Here is a 17,654-nt window from a genome sequence, read left to right as displayed (position 1 = left end):
TCGATCGGCGCACAACAGATCCGGGCAGATCGCCATATAATCCGCGCATCGGGCCGTCCACCTCACTCATCAACAGCTGAAGGCTTGTCCTGATGGCCTCCTGAATTAGGGACAATTCATGCGCATCGCACTCCTCTCATCGCTGATCCTGGCCACTCTCTGCACCAGCCAGGCCCAGGCCAGCTCCGACGACTTCTGTGCACCGACCTGGAAGCTCTACTCCCACCGACTGGACGGCTGCAGCAACCTGCCCTTCCTCAGCCCAGGTAACGACAGCCGGATCAACCTGCGCCTGTTGATGGCCGACCAGGGCAGCCTGGCGCTGGTGCCCCGTGCGCTGACCAAAGATGACCTGAGCCTGGGTTTCGGCCCCGTGCCCTTCCCGACATACCGCTTGCGGCCACTGGACCCGGCGGACGAGCACGACGGCGACAGCGCCAAGGCAAGCCTGTCTCCCGCTGCCACCGAGCTCAACAGCCGGCTGCAGGCCCTGGGCATCTCCCGCGACAACCAGAAGACCGCCGGAGACAACTTCATCGAGGGCGAAGGCAGCCGCTGCCGCAGCAACTCGGACGCCAGCGCCCTGGCCTTCGTCGCTCAACTGGACAACCCGCAACTGAGTCCCGCTGACCGCCAGGCCCTGGCCCAGGCCCGGATCAAACTGCTGGGAGCCTGTTCCTGGGAAGCCAACCCGCTGACCGACCTTCTGCCGGCAAACCTGGCTTCTGCCCCGGCTCGCGACCTGGCCAGCTATCTGCAGGCCAGCGTCCAGTTCTATGACGGTCACTTCGATGACGCGACCAGGGGCTTCACCAGCCTCAAGGACAACGCCCTGCCCTGGCTGGCCGAGACGGCCACCTACATGCTGGCGCGCACCGCTCTCAACCAGGCCCAGCAGAGCGCCCTGGACGAATGGGGCACGGTCAACCTCAAGCTTGTGGATAAGTCGGCGCTGCAACAAGCCGGGGCAGGCTTCGATGCCTACCTGAAAACTTATCCACAAGGGCTCTATGCCGTGTCCGCCAAGGGGCTGATCCGCCGTGTGCACTGGCTGCAAGGCGATACCCGGACCCTGGCCGATGACTACGGCCAGCAACTGACCCGGAGATCGGACAACTCCGACGACAAGCGCCAGGACGACCTGGTGGCGGAGATCGACTACAAGCTGCTGGACAATCCCGACGCCGATATCCGGGTCCCACTGCTGCTGGCGGTCCGGGACCTGATGGACATGCGCAAAGATCCATCGTCCAGGCTGACCCGCGAAGCCTTAACGCAACACAAGGCCCTGTTCAGCGAGCAACCGGCCTTGTACGACTATCTGCAAGCGGCCTTCATCTTGTTTGTCGAGCAGCAGCCAGCAACAGCGCTCAAGCAATTGCCGACGCAGATTCCAGCCCAACTGGACTACCTGGCCTTCAGCCAACAGACCCTGCGCGGCCTGGCCATGCAGGCCCAGCAAGACTGGAAGGGCGCAACGCAGCTGTGGCTGCAACTGCTACCCCTGGCCAAGCAACCGTTGCAACGCGAACAACTGGAGCTGGCCCTGGCCTACACCTACGAACGCAGCGGCCAACTGGCCAAGGTGTTCGCCGCCGACTCGCCGATCGAGTCCGCCCAGGTGCGCGCCATCCTCCTGCGCCACGTGGCCTCGCCCGAGCTACTGCGCCAGCAAGCTCGCCAGGCCGATTCGCTCGAGGAACGCAACACCGCGTACTTCGTCCTGCTGTACAAGAGCCTGACCCGTGGCCGGTACGCCGCCTTCACCGAAGACTTGCACAGCGTCAACCAGGGCCTGGATACGAGCCAGGGCAAGGGCGTCCTGTCCAACGACAACATCGGCAACTACCTGGGCTACATCTACGCCGACGGCCCTTCGCTGCAGGTGTTCAACTGGAATGGCCAGGGCGAGGCGGGCGAGAGCGCCAACTACACATGCCCGGGCATTGCCGAAACCGCAGCGACCTTGCAGAAGAACCCCAAGTCCCCGTCGGGCCTGTTGTGCCTGGCGGAATTCATACGGCTGAACAACTTCGACCAGATGCCCCTGGATACCAAGCCCGAGGCCGATCGGCTGGGCGGCACCCCGGACCAGTTCCCGGGCAGTACCTACTCGCGACTCGACAGCTACCAGCAAGTGATCGACAACCCCAAGGCCAGCCGCGATGAACGGGCCTTCGCCCTGTACCGGGGGATCTACTGCTACGCCTCCTCGGGCAACAATCGTTGTGGCGGCAAGGGTGTCGAGCCGGATGTGCGCAAGGCCTGGTTCCGCCAGCTGAAGACCAAGCTGGGGGACACTCAATGGGCCCAGTCGCTGCGTTACTACTGGTGAGGAACTACCTGGGCTGCTGCCTGCTGCCGCTCTGGCTGTGCTGGGCATTCCCGGCAGCCGCCGCCGTAGACGCGACCGACCACGATGCCTTCTGGCTATGGAGCGGGGTCAGGACTCAACCGGTATTGGCCCAGGCCAAGGTCCTGTACATCCTCCAGGGCCAGGTCAGTCGCTCGCGGCGCCACCCTGGACGTGGCGTCGAGCTGATCGCCCAGGGCCTGCCGGTGTCGCGCCTGAGCCAGGACCAGGTCTGGGTGGTCTATCGCGCCCATACCCTGGCCTGGCCGGAAACGATCTACAGCCAGTTGCTCGGCCAGGTGCAACGCTGGCAAGACAGCGGCACCCAGGTGGTGGGCGTGCAGATCGACTTCGACAGCAGCACCGGCGAACTGGAGCGCTACGGGCACTTCCTGAGCGACCTGCGCCAGCGCCTGCCCTCGCGATACCGCTTGAGCATCACCGGCCTGATGGACTGGAGCAGCAACGGCGACCCGCAAGCCATCAGCCAGCTCAAGGGCGTGGTGGACGAGGTGGTGGTGCAGACTTACCAGGGCCGCTACAGCATTCCCAACTATGCCTCCTATCTGCCGCGCCTGGATCGCATGGGCCTGCCCTACAAGGTCGGCCTGATCCAGGGTGGCGACTGGCAAGAGCCCCAGGCGCTGCGCGACAGCCCCTGGTTCAGGGGATACGTGGTGTTCCTGCAGAATCCATGAGCCAGCAGGCCCCTCGTCGAGAGGCCAATGCCTGGCCTCATGGCCTTTTACCAGTCGTAGGTCAGGCTCGAGACCATGGTGCGCCCCTCACCGTAGTAGCAGTCCCAGTCGCTGGTGCAATTGGCCACGTAGGTCTTGTCGGTGACGTTCTTCACGTTCAGCGCCAGCTTCACGCCCTTCCACTGCAGGGGTGATTTCTCCAGGTCATAGGACAGGCTGGCATCGAACACGGTGTAGGAAGGAATTTGGAACGCCCCTTCGTAATCGGTGCCATAGCTGCTTTTGACGTAGCGCGTCCCCACGCCCGCCCCGAGACCCGCCAGGGGCGTGTCACCGAGCAGGGTGTAGTTGAGCCACAGCGAGGCGGTCAAAGGAGGCATGCCCGCCGGGTGCCGCCCTTCGCGCCCATCATTGTCCTTGGTGTACTTGATGTCGTTGCGTGACGCCGAGGCGGTGATATCCAGCGACTCGCTGAGGCTGGCCTTGGCTTCGAACTCGATGCCCCGGGAGCGAATCGAGCCGGTCTGGACATTGAACCCGGGGTTGGCCAGGTCGACGCTGAGCATGTTCTCCTGGTCCAGCTGATAGACCGACACTTGCACGAAGCTGTCCTGGCCCGGCGGCTGGTACTTGATACCCACCTCGTACTGCTTGCCGTTGGACGGTTCGAACACGCTGTTATGCACATCGGTGCCGCTCAATGGCAGGAAGGATTCCGAGTAGCTGACAAAGGGCGCCAGGCCATTGTCGAACAGGTACACCAACCCGGCACGGCCAGTGAAGGCCTGGTCCCTGGCATTGGTATGGCTACCACCGAGCGGCGCCTTGTTGTCGGTCTCAGCCCAATCCTTGCGACCGCCCAGCACCAGCACCCATTTCTCGTACTTGATCTGGTCCTGCAGGTACAGGCCGGTCTGGATGATGGTGTTGTCCCACTGGTAAGGACGCGCGAAATTCAGCGACTGCCCATAGGTGGGCGTGAAGAGGTCGATGATCGGCGGGTTGAAGTCGTACTTGCCATCGAACTTCGAGTTGGAATGGTAGTAGTCCAGGCCCATCACCAGGGTATGGCGCAAAGGCCCGGTATCGAATTCGGCCTGGGCGATGCTGTCCACGCCGTAGACCTTGTTGTGCTGCTTCCAGTCCACTCCGTAGCGGGTGCTGTAGCGCTGGTCGTCGAGCCCGGTCCTGGGGTTGGTGACGAACCTGTAGCCATGCAGCGGGGCACGATAATGGTCATCCACATCGGCATAGCGAGCGTTCTGCTTGAGGGTCCAGACGTCGTTCAAGCGATGGGAAAATTCATAGCCCAATACATACTGCTGGCGGTCATAGGCATTGACCCCAGGCTCGCCAAGGAACAGGTCGCGATCGATCTTGCCATTGGGGTTGCGAAACACCGTGCCGACGCTCGGCAGGCCCTGGGCCTCGGGTACGTCGTTGTCCTTCTGGAACTGGGCGAACAGCGTCAGCTGGGTATCGTCGTCAGGCCGCCAGGTCAGGCTGGGAGCGATGAACTGGCGCTGCTGCTGGACGTAGTCGATTTCCGCCTGGCTGTCGTTGGCCAGACCGGTCAGGCGATAGAGGAACTGCCCCTGCTCATCCAGCGGGCCGCCCAGGTCCAGGGCGATGCTCTTGTGGTCGTAGCTGCCGGCCTCCAGGACCAACTGATGCAGAGGCGTGGCAGTGGGTCGCTTGCTGACCATGTTGACGATACCGCCTGGCTGGTTCTGCCCGTACAGCACCGAAGCCGGTCCCTTGAGCACCTCGATGCGCTCCAGGGAGTACGGCTCGATCTGCAGGGCGCCGCCGGTACTGCCACCGCCATAGGGCAGGTGCAGGCCGTCCAGGTACATGGGGATAGGAGCGAAGCCCCGGGAGGTGGGTTCGTCGAAGATTTTCACCCGATCGGCGAAACCGCCACCGGTCATGCCTGGCGTGTACAGCAGCGCCTCGGTCACGCTGTGGGCGCCGCGGACCTTGATTTCCTTGGCGCCGACCACGTTGATGGTCTGCGGGATCTCCACCAGTGCCGAATCGGTCTTGCTGCCCGTGGCGCTGCGCTTGGCCACCAGCCCCGGCACCGCGCCCCAGGCATCCTCATCGAATTGGGTAGCGCCTACCCGCGTGGGAGACAGTTGCAGCCCCCCATCCTGGGGCAAAGGTTGCAGGCTCCAGCTGGAACCGCTCTGCACCGCCTGCAAGCCACTCCCGGCCAGCAACGCTTGCAAGCCCTGGGCGACCTCGTAGCGGCCCTGCAGGCCAGCACTGTGCTTGCCGGCGGTCAGGCTCGCATCCACCGACAGGAGGATTCCCGAGGCGCTGGCAAAACTGTTCAGTACCTGGTCGAGACTGCCTGCAGCGATCTGATAATCACGCGCCTGGCTGTGGCTGGCGCTATCGGCCAGGGCCAGGCCTGGCATCACCGGAGCGATGGCCAGCAGGGCGATGAGGGCTCGGCGTCGGGCAGCAGGGCCCGGGGTCAAGATGGATGCGACGGTCTGGTAAGGCATTCCTGAACTCCCCATGAGAATGCGTCTTGATCGGTTTCATGGGGTATCCCGGACAGCTCGAGAATATCGACAACCACCAGCACAACTTTTTTCTTCAGGCGCGCGGCTTGAGGGTCACCCAGTAGCGGGTCACCCTGTGCACCTGCACTGGCAACGATCGCTCCAGGGCTGCGAGCACTTCGTCGCTGTCCGCCAGGGGAAAGACACCTGTGAGCAGCAAGCCGGCCACTTGCTCGTCGCAGCGCAGTATCCCCGGGCGATACCGCGCCAGCTCGGCCACGAACTGCCCCAGCGGTTGGCGCTCGGCCACCAGGCGGCCCTGGCTCCAGCTGCTGGCATTGAGTTGCGCCGGCTGCCTGGCCGAGACCTGGTTGGCGCGGAACCACAGGCGTTCACCGGCATTGAGTTGCAACGCCGGGGCGTGCCTGGGGCTGACACGCAACGCCCCCTCGTACAGGTCGATGCGGGTGCCACCGTCCAGCTCGCGGACGGCAAAGCGCGTGCCCAGGGCCTGGATGTCGCCTGCGGGGGTTTCGACGATCAGCGGCCTCGGGTCGTGGCCGCTGGTCAACAGGATTTCTCCCTGGACCAGGCGGATACGTCTTTCGCTGGCACTGAACAGGACATCGACGGCACTGGCGCTGTTGAGCTCCAGGAGACTGCCATCGTCCAGGGTCAGGTGGCGGATCTCGCCAGTGGCGGTACGTTGTCCAGCGAAGGCCACACGCCAGGGCTGGCTGCCTTGCACCAGGTAACCGCTGCCACCGGCCACCAATAGCAGGCCAAGCACCTTGAGCGCCGCGCGGCGCTGGTGGTCCACGGGCTGGGCCAGCAGCACATGAGAACTATGCTCCGGCACGCTGCCCAGGGTCCGTTGCAATTGCTGCAGGCGCTGCCAGGCCCGGCGATGCTCAGAATCGGCTTGCTGCCAGGCAGCAAAGGCCTCGCGCTGCGCTGCATCGAGCTCGCCGTTCCAATGCAGCATCAGCCACTCACTGGCCTGCTCGACCACCGCAGGATCGATCGGTGCCTGGTCCTTCATTCTTCGTAGAGCACCTGATAACAGGCCTGGATCGCCCGGATCATGTACTTCTGCACCGAGCTGACGGACACCTCCAGGCGCTCGGCGATCTGGGCGTACCCCAGCCCTTCGAACTGCGACATGACAAAGGCCTGGCGGACCTTGTCAGGCATCCGATCGAGCATGGCGTCGATCTGCATCAGGGTTTCAAGAATCAGCGCGCGGCTTTCCAGCGAAGGTGTCTGCGGTTCCGGCAGGTGGGCGATGCTTTCCAGGTAGGCACGCTCGATGCGCATGCGGCGCCATTGATCGATCACCAGGTTGCGCGCGATCTGCGCCAGGTAGCTGCGACCCTCCTGGTGACCTGGAAGACGCCCGGAAAGCAAAAGGCGCAGGAAAGTATCCTGCGCCACGTCGGCTGCATGCTCGCGATCGCCCAGGCGCTTGCGCAACCAACCCTGCAACCAGCCGTGATGATCCTGATACAGGCGATGGACCTGCGCTTTGCCGTCAGTCGTTGCATCCATGAATGGAACCGCGCACATGATTGAGAGCAATTATCATTACACTTTTTGCAACATCCAGGCAAAGCGCGTTTTCACCGGGCCGGGGCAGACGCCTGGAGTGGATACACCGACTCCCAGCCACCGCCCAGTGCCTTGTACAGGCCGACCATGGCCAGGGACACTCCGGCCGAGCTTTCCACCCATTGCTCCTGGGTGGCCAGCAAGGCGCCCTGCACGGTCAGGACGTTGACGAAGTCCACCACCCCCTCGACGTACTGCTGCTGCGCGGTACGCAGGGCAATCTGGTTCTGCCGCACCGCCTCGGCGAGGCTGTCGCGCCGCAGCTGGCTGGCGTTGTAGCGGGTCAGTTGGTCGTCGATCTCATGCCAGGCCCGCAGTACGGTCTGCTGATAGGCCACACCCGCCTCCTGTTGCTGGGCTTCACGCAGCTCAAGCATGCCGCGCAAGCGACCACCGTCGAACAGCGGCAGGCTGAACTGCGGGCCGATGGCGTACTGCCGGGAGTTCCAGGAACCAAAGTCCGCCAGTTGCAAAGCCTGGGAGCCGAAGTTGCCGGACAAGGTGATGCGCGGATAGAAATCCCCCTTGGCCACACCGATGCTGGCCGTTGCCGCATGCAGGCGCGCCTCGGCCTGGCGGATGTCCGGGCGGCGCTCGGCCAACTGCGACGGCAGGCCGATGGCCAGTCGGACCGGCGCTTGCGGTACGGGGGCATCGCTGGCCAGCTCCTTCTGCAAGGCCTGGGGTGGCTCGCCCAGGAGCAGGCTCAGGGCATTGATCAACTGCGCCTGGCGCTGTTGCAACTCCGGCAGGCGGGCTTCGATGGTGGCGACCTGGGCCGCGGCTTCGGCCACATCCAGGTCGGTGGCCACGCCATCGGCCAGGCGCAATTGCGAAAGCTTCAGGCTGTGGCGCGCGACCTCCAGGTTCTGTTCGGTAACGGCCCGGGTGCTCTGCACGCCCCGCAACTGGATATAGTCCTGGGCGGTTTCGGCCAGCACCGACAGCAGCACTGCGCGCCGGTCGTTCTCGGCCACTTCCAGGTTGGCGTCGGCGGCTTCGGTCTCGCGCCGCACCCGGCCCCAGAAATCCAGCTCCCAGGAGGCCGAGAACCCGGCCTCCCAGAGGTTGAAGTCGGCCTTGCCCTGATGCCCGGAAGGGTCGTTGAGGCCCTGGCTACTGTTGCGCTTGCGCCCGTAGCCACCGTTGGCCGAAGTACCGGGGTAGCGCTGGGCGGTGATCACCTGGCGCGCCGCCCGGCTCTGTTGCAGGCGGCTGGTAGCCAACTGCAGGTCGAGGTTATCGGTCAGTACCCGGCGGCTCAGGGCCGACAATTGTGGATCATTGAACGCTTCCCACCAGCGCTCTTGCAGGGCCCCTTCCGCCGCCTGGCTGGCAGCCGCCTGGGCCGGGACGGGCCAGGCCTGGAGCTGGGTGGCCTGGGGGCGCTGGAAGTCCGGGCCGACATTGCACGCGGCCAGCGACAAGAAACTCACCGCCAGCAGCGGCAGGCCTGCACGCCAGGCCAATGACTGCTCTTGTGGGCGACTCATCGCTGGGTCACCTCGCGGGCACTGGTGGCGGAGCTGCGGGTATCGACGCTGGCTTCCACCGACATCCCCACCCGCAGGCGCTCGGCCATGGGCTGGTTGGGCTCCAGGAGGATCTTCACCGGGATGCGCTGCACCACCTTGGTGAAGTTGCCCGTGGCGTTGTCCGGCTTCACTGCGGCGAAGGTCACGCCGGTGGCCGGGGCCAGGCTTTCGACACGGCCATGCAGGGTCTCGCCGCCGAGGCTGTCGACACGCACCTCGACCACCTGCCCGGCGTGCATGGCGGTGAGCTGGGTTTCCTGGAAGTTGGCCACCACATAGGCCTGTTGCAGCGGCACCACGGCGAGGATCTTGCTGCCGGGGGTGACGTAGGCACCGACCCGCACCGCGCGCTCGCCGACCATGCCATCGACTGGCGCGACGATACGGGTGTAGGACAGCTCGTAGCTGGCCATTTCCAGCGCGGCCTGGGCCCGCTTCAGGCCACCTTCGGCGGCATCGCGCTGGGCGGTGAGGATCTCCACCTGCTTGCGTTCCGCCGCCAGGGCCGCGGTGGTCGTCGCCAGCCGGGCACTGGCCTGGTCGATGCGGGTACGTGCTTGCTGGGCGTTCTGCACGGTGCCGGCGCCGACCCCGGCCAGGTGGTTGTAGCGGTTGAGTTCATGCTGGGCGAAATCCATCTCGGCCCGGGCGGCCACCACCGCGGCCTGGGCCTGGGCGATCACCGAACTCTGGCGGTCCAGGGTCGCCCGGGCGTTCTGCAGCTGCGCCTTGGCCACCAGGGTCTCGGCGTCCGCCGCCTGCGCCGCGGCCCGCAGGTCGCGATCATCGATCAGCGCCAGCAGTTGCCCGGCCTTGACCTGCTGGTTATCTTCCACCAGCACCTCCTTGATGAACCCCGCCACGCGGGGCGCCACCAGGGTGTAGTCGGCGGCGATGAAGGCATCGTTGGTGCTCTGTTCGCTGGAGCGGCCGAACAGCCCCGGCGCCACCAGGTAGGCCAGCACGCCGAGGGCCGCTACCGCCGCCACCGCGACGGCGATCTTGTCTTTGCTTGCAATAGTCATGGGAATTCTTCCGTATCGATCAGCGTTCAAACAGGCGCCCGCGGTGGATAGATCCGCGTCGGCAACCAGAAAATCAGCAGGATCAGCGCAGCGGCCACCCCTGCCATGCAGAAATAGAGGTCGGCTGAGGTTAGGACCACCGCCTGCTGGTGCAGGCGCGCGGCCAGGCCGGGCACCCGGTCGTCCACCAGGGGCGAGTTGCCCAGGCTGTCCACCAGCATGGTGGAGTGCAGGTGCAGGCGGTGGGTGGTCAGTACATCCAGCACGCCGGTAGCAATCACTGCCGCCAGGCCTTTCACGGTGTTGAACCAGGACGACGCGAATGGCCCTTCTACCGGCGCGATACTGCCGGTGGAGAGCATCAGCAACGGCAGCACCGCCATCGGCTGGCCGAAGATCTGCAGCAATTGCAGTACGTAGAAATCATCACGGATCCACACCGAAGTCAGGTGCGTCCCCCCCAGGCAGGACAAGGTCAGCATGCCCAGGCCGATCCCCAGCACCCAGCGGCAGTCGACCCAGCGCAGGTTGCACAGGGCCGCCACCAGCGGCAGGGCGATCAGCTGTGGCAGGGCCATCACCAGCATCACCGGCGCCGTCTGCAACGGCCGGTAGCCCTGGACCTGGGCCAGGTAGGAGGACGGAATGATGATCACGGCGGTAAGCACCACCAACACCCCAGCCAGGGTCACCAGGGAGAACGACAGGTTGCGGATACCGAGCATCTGCAGCTTGAAGAAGGGAATCGGCTGCGACCACTCGTTGATCATGAACAGCACCAGCAGGATCAGGCCGCCACCCAGCAGCACGGTGATCAGAGGCGACTCGAACCAGTCCAGGCGGTTGCCCTGCAGGATGCCGATCACCAGCATGCAGATCGCCGGGAAACCCAGCAGCAGGCCACGCCAGTTGAACTGCTTGAAACGCTCCAGGCGCAGCGGGTCCTGGGGCAGGCCATAGGCGACGGCAGCCATGGCCAGCAAGCAGGGTGCCACGATCTGCCAGAACGCCCAGCGCCAGCCTACGTACTCGGTCCAGAACGCCGCCAGGGGCGTGCCCAGGCTCGGGCCGAAAGTGGCGGTCAGGGCGTAGCCGGCCAAGCCATAGAGCTTGATATTCGCCGGCAGGAAACGCAGGGCCACGGTCATCAGCATCGGTGGCAGGGCACCACCGGCCAGGCCTTGCAGGGTGCGCAGCAACAACAGGCTTTCGTAGTTCGGGGCGAAGGGACACAGGATCCCCAGCAGGGTGAACATCGCGATGGCGCACAGGGTGAAGCGTCGCAGGGAGAAGGTCACCGAACACCAGGGGGCGAATGCCATGGCCGCCACCGAGGTAGCGGTGTAGCAGGCCACCAGCCAGGTGCCCTCGTCGTAGCCGATGAACAGCGCACCACGGATATCCGCCAGGGCGATCTTGGTCACCATCTCATTGAGACCGGAGACCAGCACCGCCAGCAACACACCCACCAGGCCGATGACGATCCGCAGCCCGAAGGTTTGCGCAGGCATGGCTGCCGGCTTGCTGGCGGCTTCGACCGAAGCAGGCGCAGCGACAGCGAGGGAACTCATGGACGTACCGCTCCAGTTAAAGAAACACCAGAGCAGTTTAAGAACAGGTGATGCTGACGAAAACTGACTTATTGGAACTTAATAAATGCACCAGACGCAATTATCGATCTCCAGTTACGTCGGTGGCTGGGCTTCCGTCCAGGTTTCCAGGCAGCAAGTACGCACCACCTCACGAAACCATTTGTGTGCCTGGTCCTGGTCATAGCGCGGGTGCCAGGCCTGGGTCAGGATCAAGGTCGGCAGGGAGATGGGCAGCACGAAGGAGCGCAGGCGCAGTCCCAGGCGCCGGACGCTGAACTGGGACTCCTTGGGCACCGGCAGGATCAGGTCCGAGTCCGGCAGCATGAACATCGCGGCATGGAAGCCCGGGGCGATCATCGGCACACGGCGCTTGAGACCCTGTTCGGCCAGCGCCGTGTCGATCGGACCGCGGGCGATACCACGGCGGGACATGCTGATGTGGGGATAGGCGGCAAAGCGTTCGGCGGTGATCTCTTCGGCCAGCAGCGGATGATCTTCGCGTACCAGGCCCACAAAGTTGGTGGTGAACAGGTTCTGCACCTTCACCTCCGGGCTCAGGGGCCGGGTGTTACTGATGCGCAGATCGATCCGCCCTTCGCGCAGGGCTTCATCGTCACCATCGCCCTCGGGGACGAAGCGCAGCTCGCATAACGGCGCCTGGCGCTCCAGGGTGTCGATCAGGCGGCCGCCGTAGACACCGACGAAGAAGTCGTTGGCGCGCACGTTGAAACGCCGCTGCAACGACGACAGGTCGATCCGGTCCGCGGAACGGAACACCATGGCCGCCTGCTCCACCAGGTCACGCACCTGGCCCTGCAACTCCAGGGCCTTGGGGGTGGGCACCAGACCACGCCCCGCGCGCACCAGCACCGGATCGCCGAGGGCGTCGCGAATTCGCGTCAGGGTGCGGCTCATGGCCGCCGGGCTGAGATTCATGCGGCGCGCGGCGCCCACTACGCTGCCCTCATCCAGCAGGACATCGAGGGCTAACAGCAGGTTCATGTCCGGGAGTTGCATAGCAAGCACTCATCACCGATCGATAGTGATCAGGATGCAATGCTAGCAGGGTTGCCCGGGGCAATCGTGAGGGAAATCAACAAGCACGCCCGGCCACACGCGCAAGCAGCGTGTGGCCGGGGTGCAGTGAGTGCGAAGGTGAACGCGACGATCAGCGCTCGTGCAGGGCTTCGGCGCGGGCGCGGATGATGGGTTTGAGCAGGTAGCTGAGGATGCTCTTCTTGCCGGTGATGATGTCCACGGAAGCCACCATCCCGGGGATGATCAGCAGTGGCTTGTCATCGGTGCCCAGGTGGCTACGCTCGGTGCGCAGCTTGATCATGTAGTAGGTGGTCTTCTTGTCTTCGTCGGTGATGGTGTCCGCACCGATCTGTTCCAGGCGGGCCTTGAGGCCGCCGTAGATGGTGTAGTCATAGGCACTGAACTTGACGATCGCCTCCTGCCCCGGGTGCAGGAAGGCGATGTCCTGGGGACGAATCTTGGCTTCGACCAACAGGGTGTCGTCCAGCGGGACGATTTCCACCATGTCGCTGCCCGGCTGGATCACACCGCCGATGGTGTTGACCATCAATTGCTTGACGATGCCGCGCACCGGCGTGGTGACCAGGGTCCGGCTGACGCGGTCTTCCAGGGCCTTGCCAGTGGCACTGGCCTTGTTCAGTTCGGTACGGGCCTCATTGAGCTGGGTCAGGGCCTCGCTGCGGAATTTGCCGCGGGTTTCATCGATCTTGCGTTGCACTTCCTTGATGGCCGACTCGGCGCGGGGAATCGCCAGCGTCGTGGCATCCAGCTGGCCGCGGGTCTCGACCTCGGCACGCTTGAGCCGCAGCACTTCCACCGGCGATACCGCCCCTTGGGCCACCAGCGGCTCGGACATGTTGATTTCCTGGCGTTGCAAGCCCAGTTGCTGGCGGTACTGCGCCTGCTTGGAATTGAACTCGCGCAGTTCCTGCTGCTTCTGGATCAGTTGCTCCTGCAGGCCACCGATCTCGTCGTGCAACTGCTGGCGGCGGCTTTCATACAGCGATCGCTCGCTGGCGGCCTGGCCGGGCGCATCGCGCAGCGCATCCTCGGAAAAGCTCAACGGCCGCTCTTCAACTTCGGCACTCAAGCGCTCGACTCGCAGCAGCATGGACAGGCGCACGGTCTCGGTCTCGCCGACATTGGACTGGAAGCGCGTGTCGTCCAGTCGGATCAGCGGCGCACCGGCCTCCACCACCTGGCCTTCCTTGACGTACAGCTCGGCAACGATCCCACCTTCCAGGTTCTGGATCTTCTGCACCTTGGACGATGGAATGGCCTTGCCCTCGCCCTTGGTCACCTCATCGATCACGGCGAAGTTGGCCCATAGCACCATGAACAGGAAGAACGCGATGATGCCCCAGATGGTCAGGCGGATAACCCGCGGCGCATCTTCGATCAGGGCCTTGTTGACCTCCGGCAGCGGTTGCCCCTGGAGGGAATCGGTACCTTTGAAATAACGGCGGATCGAGTCCTTGAATCCCGACTTAAGCAACACTGATCTGCCCCTTCTTCAACGCTTCCATGACCACAGCTTTCGGGCCATCGGCCAGGATCTGCCCACGATCCACCACCAGCAGCCGGTCGACCAGCGACAACAGCGACGCCCGGTGGGTGACCAGGACCACGGTCTTGCTCTGCACGACGGCTTCCAGGCGCTTCTTCAGGCGCTCCTCGCCAGTGTTGTCCATGGCGCTGGTGGGTTCGTCGAGCAGCAGGATCTGCGGATTGAGCAACAAGGCGCGGGCCAGGGCGACGTTCTGGCGCTGGCCGCCGGACAGGTTCTGCCCGCGCTCGCCGACCTGCAGTTCGTAGCCTTGCGGGTGCAGCCGGGCGAATTCATGGACCCCCGCCAGTTCGGCGGCTTGCAGCACCAGCTCGTCCTCGACGTAGCGGGCACCTGAGGTCAGGTTGTCACGCAGGGTACCGGCCAGCAATTGGATGTCCTGGGGCACATAGCCGATGTTGTGGCGCAGCTCGCTGACGTCGATCTGGCGGATATCCACGCCGTCTACCAGCAGGGCCCCCGAGTCCGGCTGGTAGAGCCCCACCAGCAACTTGGCCAGGGAACTCTTGCCCGAACCGCTGCGCCCGATGATGCCGACCTTTTCGCCCGGCTTGATCACCAGGTTGATGTTCTTCAGCGCGGGGTTCTGCTGGCCCGGGTAGGTGAAGCTCAACTGCCGGCACTCGATGGCGCCCTGCAGCACGCTGCGGCTCAACGGGCGCTCGTCGAAATTGCGCTCCTGGGGCAGCTCCATCATCTGGTCTACCGAAGTCATGGTGACGCGAGCCTGCTGGTAGCGGGTCAGCAGGCCGGACAATGAGGCGAGCGGGCTCAGAGCCCGGCCGCTGAGCATGTAGCAGGCGATCAGGCCACCCATGCTGAGGTTGCCGTCGATGATCTGGTACACGCCGAAGATGATCATCACCACCCCGGCCAACTGCTGGATCAGCAGGGTGATGTTCATCGCCAGGCTGGACAGCATCTTCACTCGCAGCTCGAGGCGGCTGAGGGTGCCGATGGTCTGTTCCCACTGGTACTGGCGCTCGCTCTCGGCGTTGTTGACCTTGACCGCATCCAGCCCGGCCAGGGTCTCGATCAGGCTCGACTGGCGCTCGGCGCCCAGGGCCATGGTCTTCTCCATGGTCGCCACCAGCGGTTTCTGCAGGGCGTAGCCGATCCCCAGGGCGAGCGGGAACGCCAGCACCGGGATCCACACCAGGTGTCCGCCAAGGATGGCGATCACCAGGAAGATCAGCAGGGTGAACGGCAGGTCGATGAGGCTGGTGAGGGTCAGCGAAGCGAGGAAGTCCCGCAGGCTCTGGAACTCATGGATGTTCTGGGCAAAGCTGCCGACCCGAGGCGGGCGGTACTTCATGGCCATGCCGACGATGCGTTCGAACAGCGTGGCGGAGATGATCAGGTCGGTCTTTTTCCCGGCAAGGTCCAGGCACAGGCTGCGCAGGCCCTTGAGGATCAGGTCGAAGACGTAGGCGCCGATGATGCCAATGGATAGCACCCACAGGGTCGAGGTGGCCTGGTTGGGGACGACCCGGTCGTAGACGTTCATCACGAACAGCGGCGCGGCCATGGCGATGATGTTGATCAACAGGCTCGCGGCAATGGCATCGGCATACAGCCAGCGCGAGCGCTTGAGGGTATCGCGAAACCAGGAGCGGGCCCGGGGAATCAGCGAGCCGTGGTTGACGTCGAACTTGTGCTGGGGCTGGGCGAAGAACACCTGCCCGCTGTAGTCGTCGGCCAACAGTTGCCGGCTGACACAGACTTCGCCGCCGTCGCTCTCGCTGAGCAGCAGTCGTGCCTGGTCATCCCCCTGCCAGCCCAACAGTACGGCGCTACGCCCATCCTTGAGCAACAGCAAGGCAGGCATGGCGATCGCCGGGATCTGTTCGAGCTGGCGCCGCAGGACGCGGCCCTGAAGCCCCGCCCGGGCCGCTGCGCGAGGCAGCAGCGCGGCACTCAGGCGCTGGGATGGCAATGGCAGACCGGTGGTCAGCATCGCCGCGCTGGCAGGCTTCTGGTGAAGGAAGCAGAGGGTCAGCAAACCATCCAATAAAGGGTCGTCATGCATGCCGCGTGGATCATTATTGAGTTGCACTCGACTGACTTCTGATTCCACGCTCGACACTCTATGACTGGCTATTGGATGAAATTAGCTCAATTCATCCCAGGCAGCTGGACCTTGGGCTTCACGTCGTTCTGTACGACGGAGGCCATCGGAGCGACCACTCCCTGGCTCTTGAGCAACTCGCCCATGGTCGCCTTGATTCGATACTGAGTAAATAACTGAATGTTCTTGATCTCCGCCAAGCGACGGGAAGCGGTGAACAATTCGTTTTCACTGTCGAGCAGGTCCAGCAGGGTACGCTCGCCCAGGCTGAACTGTTTCTGGTAGGCAGTGCGCACGGCAGTACTGCGGTCGACATATTCCTGGGCGATCGGTACCTGGGAATTGGCGTTGTTCATGGCGTTCCAGGCCAGGCCCAGTTCTTCGTTCAGCACTCGCAGGGCGTTGTTGCGGATGTCCAGGGCCTGGTTCGATTGGTAGGCCTTGGACTCCAGGTCGGCCTTGTTGCTGCCGCCGGCGAACAGGTTGAAGCGCATGCGCAACATGGCCTGCCACTCGTTGTTATGACCGTTCTGGCCATCCAGGTCGTTATCGGCGGTACGCCCAAGCTCCGCATCGAAGCGTGGGTAGAAGGCCGACTTGGCTGCTTCGTACTGTTTCTCGGCAGCCACGATATCGGACTCGGCGGAGCGCAGGATCGGGCTGTTCTCCAGCATCTGGCGCCGGGCTTCATCGAGATTGGCCGGCATCATCGCCATGAAGCTGGCTGGGCGCTCCAACTGGTCCGGCAGTTGCCCGACGGCGCTGAGGTAGTTGGTCTGGGAGTCGGCCAGGTTGGTCTGCTCGGTGATCAGGTTGTTACGGGCCTGTGCCAGGCGCGCCTCAGCCTGATCGAGGTCGGCACCACTGCCTACGCCACGCTGGGTGCGCAACTTGATCTGGTCGTAGATGCGCTCGTGATTGCGCAGGTTGTCTTCGGCCAGTTGCACGAATTGACGACGGGTCAGCACATCCAGGTACACCTGGGCCACGGTCAGGCCGGTGCGTTCGGAGGTACCCAACAGGGAATACGCCCGGGAGTTAACGGTGGCTTGTTGACGCCCAACCTCACTGGAGGTTGCAAAACCGTCAAAAACCATCTGTTGGAGACGTAAACTTGACTCTCCGCGAGTCATGGTCTCCCAGTGATTGCTACCGCTTCCCGCACGAGTCGTGGGGTTATCGGTGCCTTCACGGCCATAACCGGCCAACATGTCGACTCGTGGCAAGTAGCCACCTTTCGCCGCCTTCAGTTGATAGTCAGCAGCCAGACGGCTGTTCACACCGGCTTGGATTTCCGGGTGCACATCCAGTGCTTTCTGCATGGCTTCAGGAAGTGTTTGAGCCTGCACGAAGCTGGCTGCAAGAGCGAAGGGCAAGGCCTTGAACAGGTGAAAACGCATGGTAAGAAGTTCCCTCGGACAGCATGTCCAGTATCACGTCAGAATGTGGCACCACATCGAATGACTACAACCACAACGACCGTCCGTCGGAAAGTTCAAACTAAGAACTGGTTCACATACTTCAAGTCAGGTTACCGCGTGAATATCAATGTGACATTAATTCAGCGATTGTTTAGGATGGCACCCATAAGGTCAATAGTTTGGCATAAAGTTAATCTCGAAGAAATATAGCCAAATTTTTGACAAAGCATTCTGTC

Annotated in this window: 12 protein-coding genes; 2 read left to right on the top strand and 10 right to left on the bottom strand. The window is 63.7% G+C overall.

Annotated features, from left to right (window positions below; all coding sequences use genetic code 11):
* Positions 1-118: 118 nt before the first annotated feature.
* Positions 119-2,335, top strand: a complete 2,217-nt coding sequence (locus C4K39_RS00745) for a PA5441 family protein (RefSeq protein WP_124345433.1) — start codon at positions 119-121, stop codon at positions 2,333-2,335.
* Entirely contained in the window at positions 2,305-3,051 is a 747-nt protein-coding gene (locus C4K39_RS00740; protein ID WP_068576259.1) for a DUF3142 domain-containing protein, read from the top strand. Before C4K39_RS00745 ends, C4K39_RS00740 begins: the two co-directional genes overlap by 31 nt.
* A gap of 47 nt (positions 3,052-3,098) precedes the next feature.
* Here the strand turns inward: C4K39_RS00740 and C4K39_RS00735 are convergent, their stop codons facing one another.
* The 10 genes from C4K39_RS00735 to C4K39_RS00690 all read right to left on the bottom strand — a co-directional run bounded on the left by C4K39_RS00735 (position 3,099) and on the right by C4K39_RS00690 (position 17,397).
* Entirely contained in the window at positions 3,099-5,564 is a 2,466-nt protein-coding gene (locus tag C4K39_RS00735) for a TonB-dependent siderophore receptor (RefSeq protein ID WP_124345432.1), read from the bottom strand.
* A 94-nt stretch (positions 5,565-5,658) separates the two neighbouring features.
* Entirely contained in the window at positions 5,659-6,606 is a 948-nt protein-coding gene (locus C4K39_RS00730; protein WP_124345431.1) for a FecR domain-containing protein, read from the bottom strand.
* Positions 6,603-7,112: a sigma-70 family RNA polymerase sigma factor gene (locus C4K39_RS00725; protein ID WP_068576265.1), complete on the bottom strand. Its 510-nt coding sequence runs from the start codon at positions 7,110-7,112 to the stop codon at positions 6,603-6,605. The genes C4K39_RS00730 and C4K39_RS00725 overlap by 4 nt, the downstream gene beginning before the upstream one ends.
* A 71-nt stretch (positions 7,113-7,183) precedes the next feature.
* On the bottom strand, positions 7,184-8,665 hold the full coding sequence (locus tag C4K39_RS00720; protein WP_124345430.1) for an efflux transporter outer membrane subunit: 1,482 nt from the start codon (positions 8,663-8,665) through the stop codon (positions 7,184-7,186).
* Positions 8,662-9,732 carry an HlyD family secretion protein gene (locus C4K39_RS00715; RefSeq protein ID WP_068576269.1) on the bottom strand — a complete coding sequence of 357 codons (1,071 nt, stop codon included), beginning with the start codon at positions 9,730-9,732 and terminating at the stop codon, positions 8,662-8,664. Before C4K39_RS00715 ends, C4K39_RS00720 begins: the two co-directional genes overlap by 4 nt.
* Before the next feature lie 26 nt (positions 9,733-9,758).
* A complete protein-coding gene (locus C4K39_RS00710; RefSeq protein ID WP_124345429.1) occupies positions 9,759-11,303 on the bottom strand; it encodes an MFS transporter in 1,545 nt (514 codons plus the stop codon).
* A gap of 114 nt (positions 11,304-11,417) precedes the next feature.
* Positions 11,418-12,341: a LysR family transcriptional regulator gene (locus tag C4K39_RS00705; protein ID WP_068576273.1), complete on the bottom strand. Its 924-nt coding sequence runs from the start codon at positions 12,339-12,341 to the stop codon at positions 11,418-11,420.
* A gap of 151 nt (positions 12,342-12,492) precedes the next feature.
* Positions 12,493-13,860, bottom strand: coding sequence for an HlyD family type I secretion periplasmic adaptor subunit (locus C4K39_RS00700; RefSeq protein WP_068576275.1), 1,368 nt, complete (start codon positions 13,858-13,860; stop codon positions 12,493-12,495).
* A complete protein-coding gene (locus C4K39_RS00695; protein ID WP_124345428.1) occupies positions 13,850-16,006 on the bottom strand; it encodes a type I secretion system permease/ATPase in 2,157 nt (718 codons plus the stop codon). Before C4K39_RS00695 ends, C4K39_RS00700 begins: the two co-directional genes overlap by 11 nt.
* 38 nt (positions 16,007-16,044) lie before the next feature.
* Positions 16,045-17,397 carry a TolC family outer membrane protein gene (locus C4K39_RS00690; RefSeq protein WP_068576279.1) on the bottom strand — a complete coding sequence of 451 codons (1,353 nt, stop codon included), beginning with the start codon at positions 17,395-17,397 and terminating at the stop codon, positions 16,045-16,047.
* Positions 17,398-17,654: the final 257 nt, after the last annotated feature.

The organism is Pseudomonas sessilinigenes (assembly GCF_003850565.1).
GTDB classification, from domain to species: Bacteria; Pseudomonadota; Gammaproteobacteria; order Pseudomonadales; family Pseudomonadaceae; genus Aquipseudomonas; species Aquipseudomonas sessilinigenes.
Note: the sequence above shows the minus strand (reverse complement) of the source record. Positions and strands in the feature narration are given on the sequence as shown.

Excerpts from the sequence above, each read along its gene's own strand:
- C4K39_RS00720 (WP_124345430.1), bottom strand. The coding sequence starts at position 8,665 with ATGAGTCGCCCACAAGAGCAGTCATTGGCCTGGCGTGCAGGCCTGCCG.
- C4K39_RS00745 (WP_124345433.1), top strand. The coding sequence starts at position 119 with ATGCGCATCGCACTCCTCTCATCGCTGATCCTGGCCACTCTCTGCACC.
- C4K39_RS00725 (WP_068576265.1), bottom strand. The coding sequence starts at position 7,112 with ATGGATGCAACGACTGACGGCAAAGCGCAGGTCCATCGCCTGTATCAG.
- C4K39_RS00690 (WP_068576279.1), bottom strand. The coding sequence starts at position 17,397 with ATGCGTTTTCACCTGTTCAAGGCCTTGCCCTTCGCTCTTGCAGCCAGC.
- C4K39_RS00710 (WP_124345429.1), bottom strand. The coding sequence starts at position 11,303 with ATGAGTTCCCTCGCTGTCGCTGCGCCTGCTTCGGTCGAAGCCGCCAGC.
- C4K39_RS00730 (WP_124345431.1), bottom strand. The coding sequence starts at position 6,606 with ATGAAGGACCAGGCACCGATCGATCCTGCGGTGGTCGAGCAGGCCAGT.
- C4K39_RS00705 (WP_068576273.1), bottom strand. The coding sequence starts at position 12,341 with ATGCAACTCCCGGACATGAACCTGCTGTTAGCCCTCGATGTCCTGCTG.
- C4K39_RS00735 (WP_124345432.1), bottom strand. The coding sequence starts at position 5,564 with ATGCCTTACCAGACCGTCGCATCCATCTTGACCCCGGGCCCTGCTGCC.
- C4K39_RS00740 (WP_068576259.1), top strand. The coding sequence starts at position 2,305 with ATGGGCCCAGTCGCTGCGTTACTACTGGTGAGGAACTACCTGGGCTGC.
- C4K39_RS00715 (WP_068576269.1), bottom strand. The coding sequence starts at position 9,732 with ATGACTATTGCAAGCAAAGACAAGATCGCCGTCGCGGTGGCGGCGGTA.